Origin of the sequence: Jannaschia donghaensis, from assembly GCF_001403795.1 — a bacterium.
Lineage (GTDB): Bacteria > Pseudomonadota > Alphaproteobacteria > Rhodobacterales > Rhodobacteraceae > Jannaschia > Jannaschia donghaensis.
Genome location: NZ_CXSU01000005.1, coordinates 156,670 through 173,354, shown reverse-complemented (window position 1 = coordinate 173,354; position 16,685 = coordinate 156,670). Strand labels below are relative to the sequence as shown.

19 protein-coding genes are annotated in these 16,685 nt (G+C 67.4%); 7 read left to right on the top strand and 12 right to left on the bottom strand.

All coding sequences use genetic code 11. The annotated features are described in order from the left end of the window. Nucleotides 1-147 precede the first annotated feature (147 nt). Complete coding sequence (locus JDO7802_RS01365; RefSeq protein WP_055081897.1) at nucleotides 148-480, top strand: ArsR/SmtB family transcription factor; 333 nt, start codon at nucleotides 148-150, stop codon at nucleotides 478-480. 12 nt (nucleotides 481-492) lie between these two features. Here the strand turns inward: JDO7802_RS01365 and JDO7802_RS01360 are convergent, their stop codons facing one another. The 4 genes from JDO7802_RS01360 to JDO7802_RS01345 all read right to left on the bottom strand — a co-directional run bounded on the left by JDO7802_RS01360 (nucleotide 493) and on the right by JDO7802_RS01345 (nucleotide 3,787). Then, nucleotides 493-1,176 (bottom strand): SDR family oxidoreductase, encoded by a 684-nt coding sequence (locus JDO7802_RS01360; RefSeq protein ID WP_055081896.1) that lies wholly within the window; start codon nucleotides 1,174-1,176, stop codon nucleotides 493-495. 74 nt (nucleotides 1,177-1,250) lie between these two features. Continuing rightward, nucleotides 1,251-2,459 (bottom strand): glycosyltransferase family 4 protein, encoded by a 1,209-nt coding sequence (locus JDO7802_RS01355; RefSeq protein ID WP_144430475.1) that lies wholly within the window; start codon nucleotides 2,457-2,459, stop codon nucleotides 1,251-1,253. A gap of 43 nt (nucleotides 2,460-2,502) precedes the next feature. Beyond that, nucleotides 2,503-3,273 (bottom strand): EcsC family protein, encoded by a 771-nt coding sequence (locus JDO7802_RS01350; protein ID WP_055081894.1) that lies wholly within the window; start codon nucleotides 3,271-3,273, stop codon nucleotides 2,503-2,505. A 37-nt stretch (nucleotides 3,274-3,310) separates the two neighbouring features. Then, complete coding sequence (locus JDO7802_RS01345; RefSeq protein ID WP_055081893.1) at nucleotides 3,311-3,787, bottom strand: GNAT family N-acetyltransferase; 477 nt, start codon at nucleotides 3,785-3,787, stop codon at nucleotides 3,311-3,313. Between the two features lie 46 nt (nucleotides 3,788-3,833). On the opposite strand from JDO7802_RS01345, the gene JDO7802_RS01340 reads away from it, so the two are divergent. Then, nucleotides 3,834-4,862 carry a leucine-rich repeat domain-containing protein gene (locus JDO7802_RS01340; RefSeq protein WP_055081892.1) on the top strand — a complete coding sequence of 343 codons (1,029 nt, stop codon included), beginning with the start codon at nucleotides 3,834-3,836 and terminating at the stop codon, nucleotides 4,860-4,862. A gap of 29 nt (nucleotides 4,863-4,891) precedes the next feature. Then, nucleotides 4,892-5,494, top strand: coding sequence for a flavin reductase family protein (locus JDO7802_RS01335; RefSeq protein WP_055081891.1), 603 nt, complete (start codon nucleotides 4,892-4,894; stop codon nucleotides 5,492-5,494). A 37-nt stretch (nucleotides 5,495-5,531) separates the two neighbouring features. Here JDO7802_RS01335 and JDO7802_RS01330 read toward each other — a convergent pair whose 3' ends face one another. Beyond that, nucleotides 5,532-7,142, bottom strand: a complete 1,611-nt coding sequence (locus JDO7802_RS01330; RefSeq protein WP_055081890.1) for a SulP family inorganic anion transporter — start codon at nucleotides 7,140-7,142, stop codon at nucleotides 5,532-5,534. A 123-nt stretch (nucleotides 7,143-7,265) separates the two neighbouring features. Here JDO7802_RS01330 and JDO7802_RS01325 point away from each other — a divergent pair, with 123 nt between their 5' ends. From JDO7802_RS01325 to JDO7802_RS01315, 3 genes are read left to right on the top strand one after another with little or no spacing between them, the layout of a single operon-like run. Then, a complete protein-coding gene (locus JDO7802_RS01325) occupies nucleotides 7,266-8,123 on the top strand; it encodes an S-methyl-5'-thioadenosine phosphorylase (protein WP_055081889.1) in 858 nt (285 codons plus the stop codon). Then, the gene (locus tag JDO7802_RS01320) at nucleotides 8,120-8,842 is read left to right on the top strand and encodes a DUF2927 domain-containing protein (RefSeq protein ID WP_055081888.1); all 723 of its coding nucleotides are present in this window, start codon (nucleotides 8,120-8,122) and stop codon (nucleotides 8,840-8,842) included. Before JDO7802_RS01325 ends, JDO7802_RS01320 begins: the two co-directional genes overlap by 4 nt. A gap of 4 nt (nucleotides 8,843-8,846) precedes the next feature. After that, a complete protein-coding gene (locus JDO7802_RS01315; protein ID WP_055081887.1) occupies nucleotides 8,847-9,383 on the top strand; it encodes an adenine phosphoribosyltransferase in 537 nt (178 codons plus the stop codon). Between the two features lie 137 nt (nucleotides 9,384-9,520). Here the strand turns inward: JDO7802_RS01315 and JDO7802_RS01310 are convergent, their stop codons facing one another. Next, nucleotides 9,521-10,957, bottom strand: a complete 1,437-nt coding sequence (locus JDO7802_RS01310; protein WP_245624082.1) for an FAD-binding oxidoreductase — start codon at nucleotides 10,955-10,957, stop codon at nucleotides 9,521-9,523. Beyond that, nucleotides 10,954-11,784, bottom strand: coding sequence for an MBL fold metallo-hydrolase (locus tag JDO7802_RS01305; protein ID WP_245624081.1), 831 nt, complete (start codon nucleotides 11,782-11,784; stop codon nucleotides 10,954-10,956). The genes JDO7802_RS01310 and JDO7802_RS01305 overlap by 4 nt, the downstream gene beginning before the upstream one ends. Before the next feature lie 146 nt (nucleotides 11,785-11,930). Here JDO7802_RS01305 and JDO7802_RS01300 point away from each other — a divergent pair, with 146 nt between their 5' ends. After that, entirely contained in the window at nucleotides 11,931-12,266 is a 336-nt protein-coding gene (locus JDO7802_RS01300) for a DUF4087 domain-containing protein (RefSeq protein WP_222836379.1), read from the top strand. Between the two features lie 4 nt (nucleotides 12,267-12,270). Here the strand turns inward: JDO7802_RS01300 and JDO7802_RS01295 are convergent, their stop codons facing one another. Genes JDO7802_RS01295 through JDO7802_RS01275 form a run of 5 tightly spaced genes read right to left on the bottom strand, consistent with a single transcriptional unit; the run spans nucleotide 12,271 to nucleotide 16,621 of the window. Further along, nucleotides 12,271-12,654: a SpoIIAA family protein gene (locus tag JDO7802_RS01295; RefSeq protein ID WP_055081885.1), complete on the bottom strand. Its 384-nt coding sequence runs from the start codon at nucleotides 12,652-12,654 to the stop codon at nucleotides 12,271-12,273. Between the two features lie 54 nt (nucleotides 12,655-12,708). Continuing rightward, nucleotides 12,709-13,296 carry a GNAT family N-acetyltransferase gene (locus JDO7802_RS01290; RefSeq protein ID WP_055081884.1) on the bottom strand — a complete coding sequence of 196 codons (588 nt, stop codon included), beginning with the start codon at nucleotides 13,294-13,296 and terminating at the stop codon, nucleotides 12,709-12,711. Then, complete coding sequence (locus tag JDO7802_RS01285) at nucleotides 13,293-14,552, bottom strand: M16 family metallopeptidase (protein ID WP_055081883.1); 1,260 nt, start codon at nucleotides 14,550-14,552, stop codon at nucleotides 13,293-13,295. Before JDO7802_RS01285 ends, JDO7802_RS01290 begins: the two co-directional genes overlap by 4 nt. A gap of 15 nt (nucleotides 14,553-14,567) precedes the next feature. After that, entirely contained in the window at nucleotides 14,568-15,947 is a 1,380-nt protein-coding gene (gene thrC, locus JDO7802_RS01280) for a threonine synthase (RefSeq protein ID WP_055081882.1), read from the bottom strand. 11 nt (nucleotides 15,948-15,958) lie between these two features. Beyond that, entirely contained in the window at nucleotides 15,959-16,621 is a 663-nt protein-coding gene (locus JDO7802_RS01275; RefSeq protein ID WP_055081881.1) for an SURF1 family protein, read from the bottom strand. Nucleotides 16,622-16,685 lie beyond the last annotated feature (64 nt).

The window sequence follows — 16,685 nt, the reverse complement described above, 5'->3', positions numbered from 1 at the left end:
CCGAGTCAACGACACCTGATATCTAGTAAATTCCGTGACTTATAATGTGTGAAACGATGCCTGCGGCGGCCTGACGCAGCACAGTGACATTCAACGCATCGGTTGAACGTCGTTGACCCCCGGACGTCGTCAGTGCATCGCGGGGCCATGTCCGACCCGCTGTCCTCCGTCTTCTCGGCCTTGGCCGATCCGACCCGCCGCACCATCCTCGCGATGCTGCTGGAGGATGACATGGCGGTCACGGATGTGGCCGCGCCCCTGCCCGTGTCACTGGCCGCGGTGTCCAAGCATCTGGGCGTGCTGGCCCGCGCCGGTTTGATCCAACAGGAGAAGCGCGGCCGCGTCGTCTGGTGCAAGCTGGATCCTGACGCGCTGCGCGGCGTCAGCGTCTGGATGCAGGGCTTCGGGCAATTCGACGGCCTGGACCTCGACGCGTTGGAGTCGCTTTTGGCCCTGCAGGAGAGACGCGACGCCGGGTAAGACCCCCGCGCGTCAGGCGTTTCGGTTCGGCATCAGGTGTATTTCACGCACGTCGGCCCGCGCGGGGGCGGTCAATGCGTGCAGCACCGCATCGGCCACGTCCGACGGGTGCAGACGCGATGCATCCGCCTCGTCGAAGAACTCCGTATCGACCATCCCCGGCGAGATTACGGTGCAGCGCCCGCCCCATTCGGTCATTTCTTCGGCCAGGTTGCCGGCGAAGCCGTGGACGAACCACTTGGTCGCGCCGTAGATCGAGCCCTTGATGTGCGTGCGCCCCGCCGCCGATCCGGTGACGATGTAATGGCCCTTGGTCTTGCGAAGGTGGGGCAGCGCGGCATGGGCCGTGTAAAGCACGCCCATGACGTTGGCATGGATCATGTCGTGCCATTCCGCCGGGTCGCCGTTCTGGGTGCCGGGCGTTTCAACCCCTGTGCCCGCATTGGCAAAGACCGCATCGATTCCGCCGAATGTCTCGGCCAGTTTGTCCAGGGCCGCGGCCTGCGCATCGCGGTCCGCCACGTCGCCGGGAAGGGCGATGGCCCGTGGACCCAGGTCTTTGGCCAGATCGGTGATCTTGCCTTCGGAGCGTGCGAACAGCCCGACGTTCCAACCCGCGTCGACGGCTTGGCGCGCCGTCTGCGCCCCGATGCCGGAGGACGCGCCGGTGATGAACAGGGTCTTGCCGTCGGCCATGAGATCTCTCCGTGTTTGCTATCGTTGCAAGCCAACACCGATCCCGGCGATGCGGTTGCATCGCCGCCGCCGCGTCAATCGAGGACGGAACGGTAAAACCCGACCAGACCCGCCGCCTTGTTGGGCCAAAGCCCCTCGGCGGCGACCTTGGCGCGCGCGCCCTGTCCCAGCCGGTCGGCCAATGCCGGATCACCGATCAGGCGGCGCAGGGCGGCGGCAATGTCGGTGGCGAAGGTCTCGGGATCGGTGACCGGAACCTTGATCGCGCAGCTTTCGTCCAGGATCGCGTCCGGCCCCCCCGCCGCCGCCGCGATGATCGGCAGGCCCCAGCGCATCGCCTCGTACACGACATTGCCAGCGGGTTCGCGGAAACTGGGAAAGACGTAGATGTCGGACGTGCGATACAGCGCCTCCACCTCCGCCCGTGGGATCCGGCCAAGGAACGTGACCCGATCCGCCACCCCCAGCCGCGCCGCTTCGGCCCGGCAGGCAGCGATTTCGGGGCCGTCGCCCGCGCTGGTCAGATGCAGACGCGGATCGTCGACCTGCGCCATCGCCCGGATCGCATCGCGCAGCCCCTTGGTGCGCACACCGCGCCCGACGTGCAGCAGGCGCACGCGGTCGTCGGCGCGCGCGGGGCGCGGCGGGGCCAGATCCTCGATCCCCAACTCTAGAACATCAGCATAGGCGCGCAGGTCGATGCCCGCCGCCGCCAACGTCCGGCCCACGTAAGGGGCCACGCCCAGCACCAGCGCCGCGTGGGCATAGCTGCGCCGCAACCAGGGATCGTGGCGCAGACGGGGCCCGTCCAGCGCGCGCAGCCGGGTGAACCATCCGGCGGGCGCGATCTCGTAGGCGAAGGCGGGCGGCGTGGGCAGCGCACCGCCCAGTGGGCCGATGACATAAGGAAGGCTATGACCGCGGAGGGGCGAGGCATAGCGCATCGCCTGCGGCATGATCTGATGCGCGATATCGTAATCGGTGGAATGGTTGCGCAGATGGGCGCGGACGCGGGCCGCAAAGATCGGCCATTCGGGCTTGAGCATCGCCGCAAAGCGGCCGCCGCGCGGGATGAACCGTGGCGAGGGCCAGGTCACGATGCGTGCGCCGGGAAGCTGGGCGGCGATGGGCGAATGGGCGGGCGACTGGAAACAGGCCACCGTCAGATCGACCAGCGGCGTCAACGCCTGCGCCCAGCGAAAGGCGACGAATGGCTCTCCGGTCGCGTCGCCCGACAGGTAGGGCGCGATCAACAGGACGCGGGGTGTGCGGGGCGCGGTCATCGCCCGCGGTTTGACCACGCCCAAGGGGGCTGCGGAAGGGCCGTCAGCTCAGACGGGTCTTCAACGCCGCCGACAGTGTCTCCATATCCTCACCCGTTTGCGCGCCCAGACGCATCAGGCCGAACTGAACGCGGGCCATGTCCTGATAATAGGAGGTATAGACGTAGTTCGTCGCGGCCCCCGCCGCCGCGCCGATGAACGGCACCGCCTGCGCGGCCAGTTTCTGGCCCAGCGGCACGGCAAGGCGCGGTGCCACCTTGGCGATCAATCCGTGCACGGCGCTGCCGGTGACGGTCAGGCGCAGCGTCAGAAAGCTCAGATCCGTGCCATCGTCATCATCCAGCGGCCCGGCGGCGGCGAAGACCCGCAGACAGGCGGCGCGCACTTCGGGCAGGGCCGGATCCAGCCCGTGTTCGTCGGCGATCGTCTGGATCGCGCGCAGGATGATCGTGGTCGTCACTGGCAATTCCGCCAAGGCGGACGGCAGCCCGCCGAACCCGCCGGCCGCCCCCGTGCCGACCGAAATCGCGCGGGTCAGCCAGTCGGGCGCATCCGCGATGCGGCCCTTGCGCGTGGCATGCGCGGCGTTGAACGATTGTTCCAACGCGACGGCGGTCGCCTTTTCCAGACCCGCCCGCGCGGACCCCGGCAGCATGTCGATCAGGCTTTCGGCCTGCGTGCCGATCAGACCCAGCAATTGCATCCCCACACCCGAGGCGGTGCGCATCCGATCGGCCAGCCGATCCAGCTCCGCCTCCCGGTCGAGGGGCGGAAAGATCTGGGGCTCGGCGGGGGGGCTCAATGTCGGTGTCATACCCGACAGATGGGGCGGGTCTGCCTGCAAGGCAAGATCACCGTGGCTTGGCGCGCACCACCTGACCGGTCACGCCCGCCCAGTCCCAGATGCCCAGGACACGGTCGGGATTGGTCGGCGGCGGCATCGTCACGTTCGCCAGCCGTCTGAACCCGAACCGTCCGTAATACGGCGCGTCGCCGACCAGAAGCACCCGCTCCACCCCGCCCACGGCGGCGCGGTCCAGACCCGATTGCAACAGAAACGCGCCCAATCCTTCGCCCTGTCGCGTGGGGTGGACGGCGATCGGCCCCAGCAGCATCGCGTCCTGCGCCCCGACCCGGACCGGCCAGAACCGGATCGCGCCCGCCACCTCGCCGGCCGTGCCGCGTGCGACCAGACACAACTCCCGCGCGGGCGCCACGTCTTCGCGCAAACGGTACGACGACAGCGCCGTGCGGCCAGGCGCGAAGCAGGTGTCCAGCAGGGCCTCCACCTCCCAGGTGTCGGCGTCGGTTTCGCGGTGCAACTCCATCGAGGGTGTTGTTGCCCGTTCCGCGCGGGGTGGCTAGCCTCGGGACATGAATTTCTCTCAGACCCGCCTCCAGACCCGAATCCAATGGCAGACCGACGCCGACCGGGCCGAGGTCGAGACGGCACTGGCCGCCGGGCACGACCTTGTCGTGCAGTTCTCGCGCCCGCCGACCGACGCCGCCCTCGCCCATGTCGAGGCGCTGGCCCAAACGAACCCCGACCGCGTGACGCTGCGGTTCTACGGCTTCCACGGGAAGACACCCTTCGACCTCGCACTCCAGCGCGACCTGCGCCATGTTAGGCGCTTCGACCTCGACTGCCTCGATACCGCAGGGAACATCGACGCGCTGGCAGACCTGACGGCCTCGACACACCTGTCGCTGGAAATCTACGAACTCTCGGACAAGGACATCCTGCACCGCATCGATCCGACGTCCCTCAGCAGCCTGCGGGTTGGCGACATGAAGACGAAGGCCATCGACGGGACGGCCCTGTCACGGTTCCGTGCCCTGGAGACGGTCTTCCTGAGCAACTCGGTCAAGTCGCACGACGGTCTTCGCGGCCTGCCTGCGCTGCGCCACCTCCAGATGCGCGCACGCCCCAAGGACAGCTATGCCTTCCTGGCCGACTGCCCCGCCTTGCAAAGCCTGTCGTTCTTCCTCGGCGGGGCGCCCGACATGGACGAGGTGCGCAGCGACACGCTCACGGACCTGTCGGTGATCCGCTGCCGCGGCGTGGACGACATGGGCGACCTGTCACGCTTCCCGAAGCTGCGCCATCTGACCATCGAGGATCAGATCCGCCTCGAGCGGCTGGACCTGATCGGCGCGCCGAACCTGGAGAGCCTGCGCCTGATCAACTGCAAGGCGCTGGCCCGCATCGACGGGCTGGAGGCGACGAAGGTCTCGACGCTCCAGCTGCAGGGCACCGCTCTCGATCTCGACGCCGTGGAGCGGATGGAGCGCGCCTGGACGCGCCTTGCTCTCGGCTCGGGACGCCGGGGCGAAGACACGCCCCGCGACGCGCGTCTGGCCGCGCGGGGATTGGGCCTTTCGCACTTCTGGGCGGCAGCCTAGGCTCCGCAGCGACACAAGAAAGGACCCGCATGTTCTACCGCCCCGAGGATGGCCACGGCCTGCCCCACAATCCGTTCAACGCCATCGTCTCGCCCCGTCCCATCGGGTGGATCAGCACGCGCGGCGGCCTGGGCGACAACCTCGCCCCCTACAGCTTCTTCAACGCGGTCGCCTATGTGCCGCCGCAGGTCATGTTCGCCTCCACGACGGCCAAACCCGACCGCGACGGCACCAAGGACAGCATGGCGCAACTGCGCGAAAGCGGCGTGTTCTGCGTCAACGTCGTCGAATACGCCATGCGAGATGCGATGAACGCCTCGTCGGCCCCGCTGGCCGCAGGGGAGGATGAATTCGCCGTCGCAGGCGTTGAGAAGCTGGACTGCGAGACCATCGACTGCCCCCGCGTCGCGAATGCCCCCGCATCGCTGGAATGCCGTGTGACCCAGATCGTGACCCTGCCGGGCGACGCGAACGTCGCCGTCTTCGGGGAGGTCACGGGCGTGCACATCCGCGACGACGCGCTGCGCGACGGCATCTTCGACGTGATGTCCTTCGGACCCATGGCCCGGCTGGGCTACAAGGATTACACGCGGGTCGAAAACCTCTTCTCGCTCGCGCGTCCGGGCGAATGATGGGGCCGGCGGGTCGAAGCCCGCCGGAGCCGCAGCATCAGTGTCCGCCCAGGATGCCCGTGCGCACGCCGTAATTCGCGGCGACCGCGTAATCGGGGTCATCGTCGCTGTCGACCATCAGGTGCCCGGCCTTGGTCAGCAGCTTGTGACAGTCGCGCGTCAGGTGGCGCAGTTGAATGGACTTGCCCGCCGCCTCGTATTTGGCGGCGACCGCCTCGATCGCCTGCAACGCCGATTGGTCGGCGACGCGACTGTCGGCGAAGTCCACGATCACCAGTGCGGGGTCGTTTTCGGGATCGAACATCTCCACGAAACCGGTGGCCGATCCGAAGAACAGCGGCCCCTGAATGGCATAGACCTTGGCCCCTTCAGGCGTGACATGCGACTTGGCGTGGATGCGCGTCGCGTTCTGCCAGGCATAGGCCAGCGCGCTGACGATCACGCCGACGACCACCGCGATGGCAAGGTCGGTCAGCACCGTCACGATCGTCACCAGAATGATGACGGCCGCGTCGATCTTGGGCACCTTGAGCAGGATCTTGAGCGAGTTCCAGGCGAAGGTCCCGATCACCACCATGAACATCACACCCACCAAGGCGGCCAGCGGGATCTGTTCGATCAGCGGCGAGGCCACGAGGATGAACAGCAGCAGGAACAGCGCCGCCGCGATGCCCGAGATGCGGGTGCGTCCGCCGGATTTCACGTTGATCATCGACTGACCGATCATCGCGCAGCCCCCCATGCCGCCGAAGAAGCCGGTCACGGTGTTGGCCGCGCCCTGCGCGATGCATTCCTGGCTGGCGCCGCCCCGCTGACCGGTGATTTCGCCCACCAGGTTCAACGTCAGCAGGCTTTCGATCAGGCCGATCGCCGCCAGGATCAGGGCATAGGGCGCGATGATCTGCAGGGTTTCCAGGTTCAGCGGCACATCGGGCAGCGCGAACTGCGGCAGACCGCCGGAGATAGAGGCCAGATCGCCCACATTGGGCACCGGCAGCCCGAAAATCAGGACCACGGCCGCCGTCACCCCGATGCCGGCCAGCGGGGCCGGGATCGCCATGGTCAACTTGGGCATACCCCAGATCACCACCATCGTCAGCGCCACAAGTGCCAGCACCAGCACCAGTTGCCCCGGTGCCATCCACGCCCCCTCGGCCGTCTTGAAGAAGTCGATCTGGCTCTTTCCGATGACGATGGCCAGGCCGTTGACGAAGCCCAGCATCACCGGGTGTGGCACCAGCCGGATGAACTTGCCCCAGCGCATGATGCCCACGAAGATCTGGATCAGACCCATCAGAACCACCGTCAGCAGCAGATACTGCAACCCCACGCCGGGCGGATGCGCCGCCACAAGGCTGACCATGACCACGGCCAAGGCCCCCGTCGCCCCCGAAATCATGCCCGGACGCCCACCGATCAGCGCCGTCACCAGGCCCACGATGAACGCAGCATAAAGCCCCACCAGCGGCCCGACGCCCGCGACGAAGGCAAAGGCCACCGCTTCGGGCACCAGCGCCAGCGCCACCGTCAGACCGGCCAGCACCTCGACCCGCAGGACGGATGCCGAAAGCGTGGAGGTGGGGGCGACCCGCAGGTCGGGGGTGTCGAAACGGTTGGCAAATCTTGCCAGCAGGGATTCGCTGCTCAAGGGGAATACTTTCGGTCGTGTCTGGATTTGCAGCGCGGATAGCAGGGAATCCCGCGCGGCGGTAGCCCCCTCCCCCCCGCCTGCGGGCCTGCTAGACTCGCCCCCACAACACGGGGAGAGAAGATGCCGGTCATCGGGATCATCGGGGGGTCGGGGCTCTATGCCGTCGACGGGTTGCAGGGGGCGACGTGGCAGGCCCATGACACCCCCTGGGGCGCGCCGTCGGACGATCTGCTGCACGGCACGCTGGACGGTGTCGACATGGTCTTCCTGCCGCGTCACGGGCGGGGCCACATCCACACGCCGTCATCGGTGCCGTACCGCGCGAATGTCGCCGCGATGAAGGCGGCTGGCGTCACCCATCTGGTGTCGGTCTCGGCGACGGGCAGTTTCCGCGACGCCATGGCCCCAGGCGATTTCGTCATCGTGGATCAATTCATCGACCGCACCCATCTGCGGCCCAAGACGTTCTTCGACACGGGCCTCGTCGCGCATGTGTCCGTGGCCCATCCCACCTGTCCTGACCTGTCGGCGGCCTGCGTGCGGGCGGCCCGCGCCGCCGGCGCGACGGTTCACGACGGCGGCACCTATCTGGCGATGGAAGGCCCGCAGTTCTCGACCCTTGCGGAATCGAGGCTCTACCGCAGCTGGGGCTGCGACGTGATCGGCATGACGAACATGCCCGAGGCGAAACTGGCGCGGGAGGCGGAGCTGCATTACGCCTCCGTCGCGATGGTCACCGACTACGACAGCTGGCACCCCGACCACGGGCAGGTGCAGATCACCGACATCCTCGAAACGCTGCACGGCAATATCGGCCGCGCCGCCGCCATGGTCGCCGCGCTGCCCGGTCTGGTGGCCGACGGCCCCTGCGCCGAAGGCTGCGATCACGCGCTGGACCATGCGGTCATGACCGCGCCGGACGCACGTGACCCCGATCTGGTTGCCCGACTTCGGACCATCGCGGGCCGGGTTCTTTGAAGGCGCTCGCCGTCCTGCTGCTTGTGCCCGGCGGTGCCTTTGCACAGGAATTCGTGCCGGTGGCCGGCTCGCTCGACGACGAAGCGTTCTACCGCGCCGTCGCCTGCGCCGCCGCCCCCGGCGGCAGATGCCGCAAGCCGTTCCTGCGCTGGTCCGACGATCGTCGCCGCGATCTGAGCGTGGCCCTCGCCTCCGTCACCGACACGCTGGAGCCGTGGCAGCGCGACCTCTATGAGCGGGGGCTGAGCAATGCGGTCGCGCAGATCAATGCGCTGGATGCGGGCATTCGTCTATCGCGCGGCGACGGGGCCGGCGATATCGAAGTCCACATCGTCGCGACCCCGCCCGGCCACGTGATGCGCGACACCGGCGTGCCCGATCTGGACGGCGCGTTGCTGTCGCTGGGCCGCGTGGCCTTGCGCGCCCGCGACGGCGAAATCCGCGAGGCGCTGATCGCCGTGTCGGCACAGGCCCGACGCCGGGAGATCGCGTCGATCCTGCTGGAGGAAATCGTGCAGAGCCTTGGCCTGATGACAGACGTGCGCGGCCCTGCGTATCGCCGCAGCCTGTTTTCCGAAGACGGCAATTCCGTCGTCCGGCTGGAAGGCCAGGACGCCATGGCCCTGCGCCGCCATTATGCGCCCGACCCCGTGGACCGCACCGAACCTTCGGCACCAACAACCGACATCTCAACCGGCCCCGAGCCCGAGGAAAGCTGACGCCATGCAGAAAAAGACCGTTCAGGACTACATCCGCACCATCCCCGACTTCCCGCACAAGGGGATCATGTTCCGCGACGTGACGACCCTGTTTGCGGATGCCCGGGGAATGCGGCTTTGCGTCGATCAGCTTCTGGCCCCCTGGGCCGGAGAGGAAATCGACGCCGTCGCTGGGCTGGAGGCGCGGGGCTTCATCCTGGGCGGGGCCGTCGCGCATCAGCTGGGCTGCGGCTTCGTGCCGATCCGCAAGAAGGGCAAGCTGCCGGGCGCGACGTTCGAGCAGGAATACGTCCTCGAATACGGCACCGCGACCGTGGAGGTGCACCGCGACGCCCTGCCCGCCGGCGCGCGCGTGCTGCTGGTCGACGACCTGCTGGCGACGGGCGGCACGGCCAAGGCCGGTATTTCCCTGCTGGAGCGTCTGGGCGCGGAGGTCGTCGGCTGCGCCTTCGTCGTCGACCTGCCCGAACTGGGCGGTCGCCGCGCGCTGGAGGAGATGCAGATGCAGATCCACACGCTGTGCGATTTCGAAGGCGCGTGAAGAAACCCGCAGGTCCGGCTGAAAATTAAGCCTTTGGTAATCTTCTTGGGCGATGAAGGACGGGTGGTGTCCTTCCGGATCCCACCCATTCCCCCCAGCGCCCTGCCTCCCCCGGCGGGGCGCACCCTTTTCAGGGGTCAGGTGCCGCGGCGCAGGACGGCACCGGGGTTCATGATGCCCGCGGGGTCCAACCCTGCCTTGATCGCCCGCATCGCCGCCAGTTTCGTCGGATCGACATAACGTTCCAGATCGCCCACCTTCAGCCGGCCCACGCCGTGCTCGGCACTGACCGATCCACCGTGCGCATGAACCAGGTCGTGCACGGCCGTCTTTACCGCGCCCCGCTGATCGTCGTGATCGTCCCGCGTGCGCCCCGGCATCGGGAAGACGTTGTAATGCAGGTTGCCATCGCCGACATGCCCAAAGCAATTGATGCGGAAATCCCCGATCTTCGCAACCACGCCGGGGCCTTCCGCAATGAAATCCGGAATCGCGGCGGTCGGCACGGATATGTCATGGCTGCTGACGGATCCGATCCGGCGATTGCCCTCCGGGATCGATTCCCGCACCTGCCAGAAATCGCGCCGCTGTTGCTCGGACTGCGCGATAACGCCATCGGCAACCAGGCCCGCTTCGGACGCGGCGGCAAACAGGTCTTCCAGCGCGGCAGCCGGATCGCCGTTGACCGAAAGCCCCAGATCGATCAGCACCGACCAGTCGGGGGTTCCCAGCGGCAGACGCACCTCCGGCATCGTTTCGGCCAGGAATTCGAGGCCGGTCTTCCCGATCAGCTCGAACGCCGACACCCCCTCCCCGATCCGGTCGCGCGCCATGTTCAGCAGGTTCAGCGCGGCCGCAGGGTCGCGCACCGCCATCATCGCCGCCCCGGTATGCGCGGGGCGCGGCAACAGCTTCAGCGTCGCCGCAGTGATAATGCCCAGCGTCCCTTCGGCCCCGATCAAAAGGTGGCGCAGGTCGTATCCGGTGTTGTTCTTGCGCAGCGGCGACAGCCCGTTCAGGATGCTGCCGTCCGGCATCACCGCCTCCAACCCCAGGCACAAATCGCGCGCATTGCCGTACCGCAGGACGTTCACGCCGCCCGCATTCGTCGACAGGATCCCACCGATCCGCGCAGACCCCTGCGCCGCGATCGTCAGGGGGAACAGCCGGTCCACGGCCTCCGCCGCCTCCTGCACGTGCTGCAGGATCACGCCCGCCTCGACCGTCAGGGCGTTCTCGGTCGCATCCGCGCGGCGCACCTTTGTCATCCGTTCCAACGACAGGATGATCGGCGTCGCCAGATCGCCGGCGACCTGTCCGCCGACCAACCCCGTTCCGCCGCCATAGGGAATGATCGGCACTCGGGCGGCGGCGGCCGCGGTCACGATCACCGACACCTCCTGCACGGTTTCGGGGGCCAGCAACAGACCGTCGGCCCCGGCCCAGCGGCCGCGCGGCTCCTCCAGATATCGCGCTTCGATGTCGCGGAAGGTGGCGGCGGGCAGGCGCGCGCGCAGATCGTCGGCAAAGGCCCCCGTCGCGGGGGCGAAGTCGGTCACATGGTCAAGTGTCACTGGGGGTCCGTCAGATAGGAGGGGCGCAGGACGATCACCGTCGGGCGCGATGGCAAGGTGTTGAGGGAGACTTCGAGAAAACTCTCGGCCCGGCGATCGATTGCGAAGTCGCCCTCCATGCCGTCCAGAAAGCGGTCCAGCGAGGCGGGGCCGAACCAATGCATCGGTAAGATCACCGACGACCGCAGCCGTTGCAGCGTCGAGATCATCTCCGGCAGCGACAGCGTCAGCCCCCCGTCGACCGGCGCCATCACCACGTCCAGACGGCCCAGGGCGGCGAATTGCGCATCGTCGGGTTCATGGTGCAGATGGCCCAGGTGCCCGATGCACAGGCCCGCCACCTCGAACACGAAGATCGAATTGCCGTTCTCGTCCACCCCGTCGCCCGCGCGCGACCGGATGTCGGTGGACACCGACCGCACCAGCATCTCGCCCAGGTCCAGATGGTGATCCGCAGGGTCGCCCACGCGGTCGGACCATCCGGGCAAGACGTGGGGGATGTCCGGGTCCGGCAGCGGCGTCCAATGGGAAATATGCGCCCGGTTCATCGTCACGACGTCCGGCAGGCGCGTGGCCCCGATGAATCCCGCGTAATCCGTCACGGCGCGCAGCCCGCCCTGCGTCTCGATCATGAACATCGAATGGTCGATATAGTTCAGCCGAACATTGTAATCATCCAGCGGCGCGGCAAAGCTGGCGTGGTGCAGATATTCGACGCCCGGGGCCTGCGCGATGGCGATGCAATGGCTGGGCCGACGATCCTGTGCCGTGGCCGGGCCGGGCAGCAGGGCGGACAGGACGACTAGGCTGAGCAGACGTCGGATCACAGGGTCACCCTCCTGTCTTCTGGGCGGACACGGCGCAGGCTGGGCAGCCGATCTGGCCCGTGTAAGGATGGGTTACAGTGAAGCAAGGAAAACCGATACGCGCAACTCGCCATGTCGCCGCGGGCCTGGTCTTGGCCGTCGCAGCCGTGCCCGCGACTGCGGCCGAGCAAACACGATGCGGGTGGCTGGGCAATCCGACACCGGCGAACTGGTTTCTGGACGACGCGGACGGGGTCTGGACGCTGAGCGTGCAGGGCGGCTGGGTGGCCGATGGCTTCTACGACCTACCGCCCGGGGACCCGGCCCTCGTCGACGAATGGGTGTCGTCGAACGGAGAACCGGGCCGCAGCTCCTACGGGTACGGCTGCGCCTGCGTCACCGGGACGTTCGATGCGGCAACGGGACATGTGCTGAGTGCCTCCGCGATGGAGACGCTGCGCCTTTCCCGATGCCGGGCCGATCCCAACCTGCCCGCGGAATGACCCCTCAGACCGGGCGCGCGTCCACGGCCGTCCAGGCCTTGTCCAACTCGGCCATCTCGAAGGTCTTCGCCTCGACCGGGATGATCTTGCCCATAAGCTCGATCATATCGGCGGCCGAATCGGGCGCGCCGACGACGACGTATTGCCCGACATTGGTCAGCGACCGGAACCGCGACTTGATGGAGGCCCAATCGAAGCCCGCGCCCACCTCGCTCCCGTCGAAGTGCCGGAAGATCAGCAGCATGTCGACGCTGTCATGCGCATCGAACGCCGCATTCATGACGTTCGCCATATCCTCCATGTCGTCGGATGTGACTTTGCCGTCGATCTCGAAGGCATAGACTTGGGGGTTCGTCGTCGCCACGCGGCGGATCGTGGAAGAGGTCATGGCTTAGGCTCCTTGAAGGAATATGCCTTCAACGCCGCGCACCGTGTCCCGGTTTCATCCCGCTTCGGTCCGCCCGCGCCGGTCGGATCGCAGCATCGCGTAAAGGACGTGATTGCGCCAGCGCCCGCTGATTTGCAGATAGCTTTGCGCAACCCCCTCGTACTTGAACCCCGACCGCTCCAGCAGGCCACGCGAGGCGCTGTTTTCCTCCAGGCAGGCGGCCTCCAGACGGCTCAGGTCCAGCCGGGCGAAGGCGTGGTGGCTGACGGCCAGGATCGCCTCGCGCATGTAGCCTTGCCGCGCGTGGCTCTGCCCGATCCAATACCCCAGCGTCCCCGATTGCGCCGGCCCGCGGCGCACGTTGTCCAGCGTGATCGCCCCCATGATCGTGTCATCGGATTTCCGCGTCAGGAACAGGGCAAGCGCACTGCCCTGTCCGTGGCTGCGACTGGCCCAGTACACCCGATTGGTAAAGCTCTTGCGGCTCAGGTGGTCGGCCGCCCACTCCGGCTCCCAGGGTTGCAGGAAGGTGGCCGACGATTCGCGCAGCGCGGCCCAGGCACGGTAATCGCCATGCTGCGGCAGGCGCAGGATCATCCGCTCCGTCTGGATCCTGGGCTTGCGCAACCCGGCGAAGATCATGCGGCCAGCCGGTCGCGCAACGTGGCGACATCCGGCGCGCCCTCCACCGGACCGTAAAGCGCCAGGGCCGGTTCCGTCCGGCACAGCGCCTCGGCGTGGGCGCGCACGGCGGCGACGTCGACGGCGTCGATCTTCTCGATGGCCTCCGACAGGGGCGGCACCCGGTCCCAGACGGCAACGACGCGGGCCAGCCGTTCGGCCCGTGACGAGGGCGACTCCAGCCCCATCAGCATGCCCGACTTCATCTGCGCGCGCGCCCGCGCGACCTCCGCGTCGGTCATGTCATCGGCGGCCCGTTTCAACTCGTCGATGGTCAGATTCGCCAGGTCGGCCACATCTTCGGCCCCGGTCCCCGCATAGACCGTCAACATCCCGCCGTCCGAATGGGCCCCCACGCTGGCGAAGATGGTATAGCACAGCCCCCGCTTTTCACGCGCTTCTTGGAACAGGCGCGACGACATGCCCCCGCCCATCGCCCCCGCAAAGATCTGCGCGGCATAGATGCCGTCGTCGCGGTATCCCGGCTGATCGAAGCCCAGCGCGAAATGCGCCTGTTCCAGCACCTTCGCGTTGCGGATCTCGCCACCCCGGAACAATCCCGGCTCGGGCAGCAGTAGCGGCGTGCGGGGCAGATGCCCGAACAATTCCTCGGCCAGGCGCACCAATTCATCGTGGTCCACGGCACCGGCGGCGGCCAGGATCATCTGCTCGGGGCCGTAATGCTGCGCCGTGAAATGCTCCAGATCCGCCCGGTCGAAGGCCTGCACCCGCTCGCTTGGGCCAAGGATCGTGCGACCGATGGGCTGCTCGGGATAGGCCGCTTCCTGCAGCCAGTCGAAGATGATGTCATCGGGCGTATCCAGGGCCTGGCCGATTTCCTGCAAGATGACGCCACGCTCCACCTCGATCTCTCGGGCGTCGAACGTGGGGTTGAGCACGATATCCGCGATCAGGTCGGTCGCCAGCGCTACATCGTCCTTGAGGACGCGGGCGTAATAGGCCGTCACCTCGCGGGACGTATAGGCATTGATATAGCCGCCCACGTCCTCGATCTCCTCGGCGATCTGCAATGCCGACCGCCGGGCCGTGCCCTTGAAAGCCATGTGCTCCAGGAAATGCGCGATGCCATTCTGCTCGGGCGCCTCGTGGCGCCCGCCCGCGCCCACCCAGATGCCGACGCTGGCCGATTGCAGGCCCGGCATATGCTCCGTTACGATGCGGAACCCGTTGGACAAACGATGCAGTTGCGTGGTCATTCAGATGCGACTTTCTCAGATGCGGGCGTCGATGATGGCCTCGATGGCCGACAGGTCGTTGTCGACCCGCGTGATCCGCTCCTCGCGGTCGAACAGGTCGGCCATGCGGGCGGGCAACGGGGGCCGGATGCCGGTCGCCGCCTCGACCGCGTCGGGGAACTTGGCGGGATGCGCCGTGGCCAGCGTGATCATCGGCCCCTGGCCCAGATGCGCCTCCGCGACATGGGTGCCGACAGCCGTGTGCGGGCAAAGCAATTCGCCCGTCCGGTCCAACGCCGACCGGATCGCGGCCGTCGTCTCCTCCTCGGTCGCGCGGCCAGACACATAGGTGTCCTGCAACGTCTGCAACGCGCCCTGGCTGACGGTGAACCCACCGTGCTTGAGCTCGTCCATCAACTGCGCGATCGCGCGTCCATCGCCGCCGTAAGCCAGATGCAGCGCCCGCTCGAAGTTGGACGATACCTGAATGTCCATCGAGGGCGAGATCGACGGCTCGACCGTGCCGGGGCGGTATTCGCCGGTCGTCAGGCACCGGTGCAGGATGTCGTTCTGGTTGGTCGCCACGACCAACTGCCTGATCGGCAGGCCCATGCGCTTGGCGATATGCCCCGCGAAAATGTCGCCGAAATTGCCCGTGGGGACGGTATAGCTGATCTCCCGGTGCGGCGCACCCAACGCCGTGGCAGAGGTGAAGTAATACACCACCTGCGCCAACACGCGCGCAAAGTTGATCGAGTTGATGCCCGCCAGACGCACCCGGTCGCGGAAGTCGAAGTCGTTGAACATGTCCTTCACGCGGGCCTGCGCGTCGTCGAAATGTCCGGTGATGGCCAGCGCGTGGACGTTTGCCTCTGACGGGGTGGTCATCTGGCGGCGCTGCACCTCGGAGACGCGACCGTGGGGATAGAGGACGAACAGATCGACCGCGTCCAACCCCCGAAACGCTTCCATCGCCGCCGACCCGGTATCGCCCGACGTGGCCCCGATGATCGTGACCCGTTCGCCGCGCTTGGTCAGCGTATGCTCGAACATCTGTCCGATCAGCTGCATTGCGAAATCCTTGAACGCCAGGGTCGGCCCGTGGAACAGCTCCAGCAGGTGATGGTTCGGGCCCAGCTGCACCAGCGGCGCGCGGGCGTCGTGGCCAAAGGGCATATAGGCGTGGGCCACCATGTCAGCGAACGTCGCCTCGTCGAAAGCATCCGCCACGAAGGGGGCCATGACCCGCACCGCCACCTCCTCGTAGGACAGGCCCGCCAGCGCCGCGATATCGCCCCGGCTCATCACCGGCAGCTCTTCGGGCACGTATAATCCGCCGTCCCGCGCAAGGCCGGTCAACATCGTATCCTCGAACCCCAAGGCGGGGGCCTGACCACGGGTGGAGATGTATCGCATGTCGTCCGCCTTCAAAGGGTGCGCCGCCTGATACGCCACAGCAGGAAGAGTGTCATCCCCAGCCAGACGGCCGCCAGGCCGAACCATTGGATCGCATAGCCCAGGTGGTTGTCGGGGATGCCCTCCACCCCGACCGGCACCTGCAGGATCGGCAGCGGCGGCTCCACCTGGCTGGCGACGACCATGACGGCCTCGGTGTTCAAGGCGCGTGCCATCGGCTCCACGTCGCGCGCATACCAATTGCGGCCGTCCGGCTCCGGCGTGCCGTCGTTCAGGTCATCGGGCCAATTGAGCGTGCCCGCGATGCGCAGCGCCGTGCGCGGCAGGACCAGATCATCGGCCTGGTCCAACGGCACGATGCCCAGATCCACCATGATCCGCCGCCCGTCGGTCCGCACCGGCGCGATGATGCGATATCCGGTGCCACCCGCGCGCCAGGCCCCCAGCACGCGCAGCGGCGCACCGTCGACCGTCCCGGTCAGGCTGACGGGGGTGAAGTTGTCCGCCGCCGCGACGGGCTGGGCCGGAAGGGCGACAGGCTCCGCGTCGATGCGCGCCTCGATCGCGGCGATCATCGCCTGCTTCCACTCCATCCGCTGCACCTGCCAGACGCCCAGCGCGACAAGCATGGCGAAGCCGATCAGACCGAACAGGGCGGGAATGATGAAACGCATGCGCGGACCTTCAAAATGGGAAACGGCGCGGGAAAACCCCGCGCCGCATCGACCTGTCGTGACG

Excerpts from the sequence above, each read along its gene's own strand:
- JDO7802_RS01355 (WP_144430475.1), bottom strand. The coding sequence starts at position 2,459 with ATGACCGCGCCCCGCACACCCCGCGTCCTGTTGATCGCGCCCTACCTG.
- thrC (WP_055081882.1), bottom strand. The coding sequence starts at position 15,947 with ATGCGATACATCTCCACCCGTGGTCAGGCCCCCGCCTTGGGGTTCGAG.
- JDO7802_RS01325 (WP_055081889.1), top strand. The coding sequence starts at position 7,266 with ATGCCGGTCATCGGGATCATCGGGGGGTCGGGGCTCTATGCCGTCGAC.
- JDO7802_RS01365 (WP_055081897.1), top strand. The coding sequence starts at position 148 with ATGTCCGACCCGCTGTCCTCCGTCTTCTCGGCCTTGGCCGATCCGACC.
- JDO7802_RS01360 (WP_055081896.1), bottom strand. The coding sequence starts at position 1,176 with ATGGCCGACGGCAAGACCCTGTTCATCACCGGCGCGTCCTCCGGCATC.
- JDO7802_RS01335 (WP_055081891.1), top strand. The coding sequence starts at position 4,892 with ATGTTCTACCGCCCCGAGGATGGCCACGGCCTGCCCCACAATCCGTTC.
- JDO7802_RS01290 (WP_055081884.1), bottom strand. The coding sequence starts at position 13,296 with ATGATCTTCGCCGGGTTGCGCAAGCCCAGGATCCAGACGGAGCGGATG.
- JDO7802_RS01345 (WP_055081893.1), bottom strand. The coding sequence starts at position 3,787 with ATGGAGTTGCACCGCGAAACCGACGCCGACACCTGGGAGGTGGAGGCC.
- JDO7802_RS01295 (WP_055081885.1), bottom strand. The coding sequence starts at position 12,654 with ATGACCTCTTCCACGATCCGCCGCGTGGCGACGACGAACCCCCAAGTC.
- JDO7802_RS01275 (WP_055081881.1), bottom strand. The coding sequence starts at position 16,621 with ATGCGTTTCATCATTCCCGCCCTGTTCGGTCTGATCGGCTTCGCCATG.
- JDO7802_RS01340 (WP_055081892.1), top strand. The coding sequence starts at position 3,834 with ATGAATTTCTCTCAGACCCGCCTCCAGACCCGAATCCAATGGCAGACC.
- JDO7802_RS01350 (WP_055081894.1), bottom strand. The coding sequence starts at position 3,273 with ATGACACCGACATTGAGCCCCCCCGCCGAGCCCCAGATCTTTCCGCCC.
- JDO7802_RS01285 (WP_055081883.1), bottom strand. The coding sequence starts at position 14,552 with ATGACCACGCAACTGCATCGTTTGTCCAACGGGTTCCGCATCGTAACG.
- JDO7802_RS01315 (WP_055081887.1), top strand. The coding sequence starts at position 8,847 with ATGCAGAAAAAGACCGTTCAGGACTACATCCGCACCATCCCCGACTTC.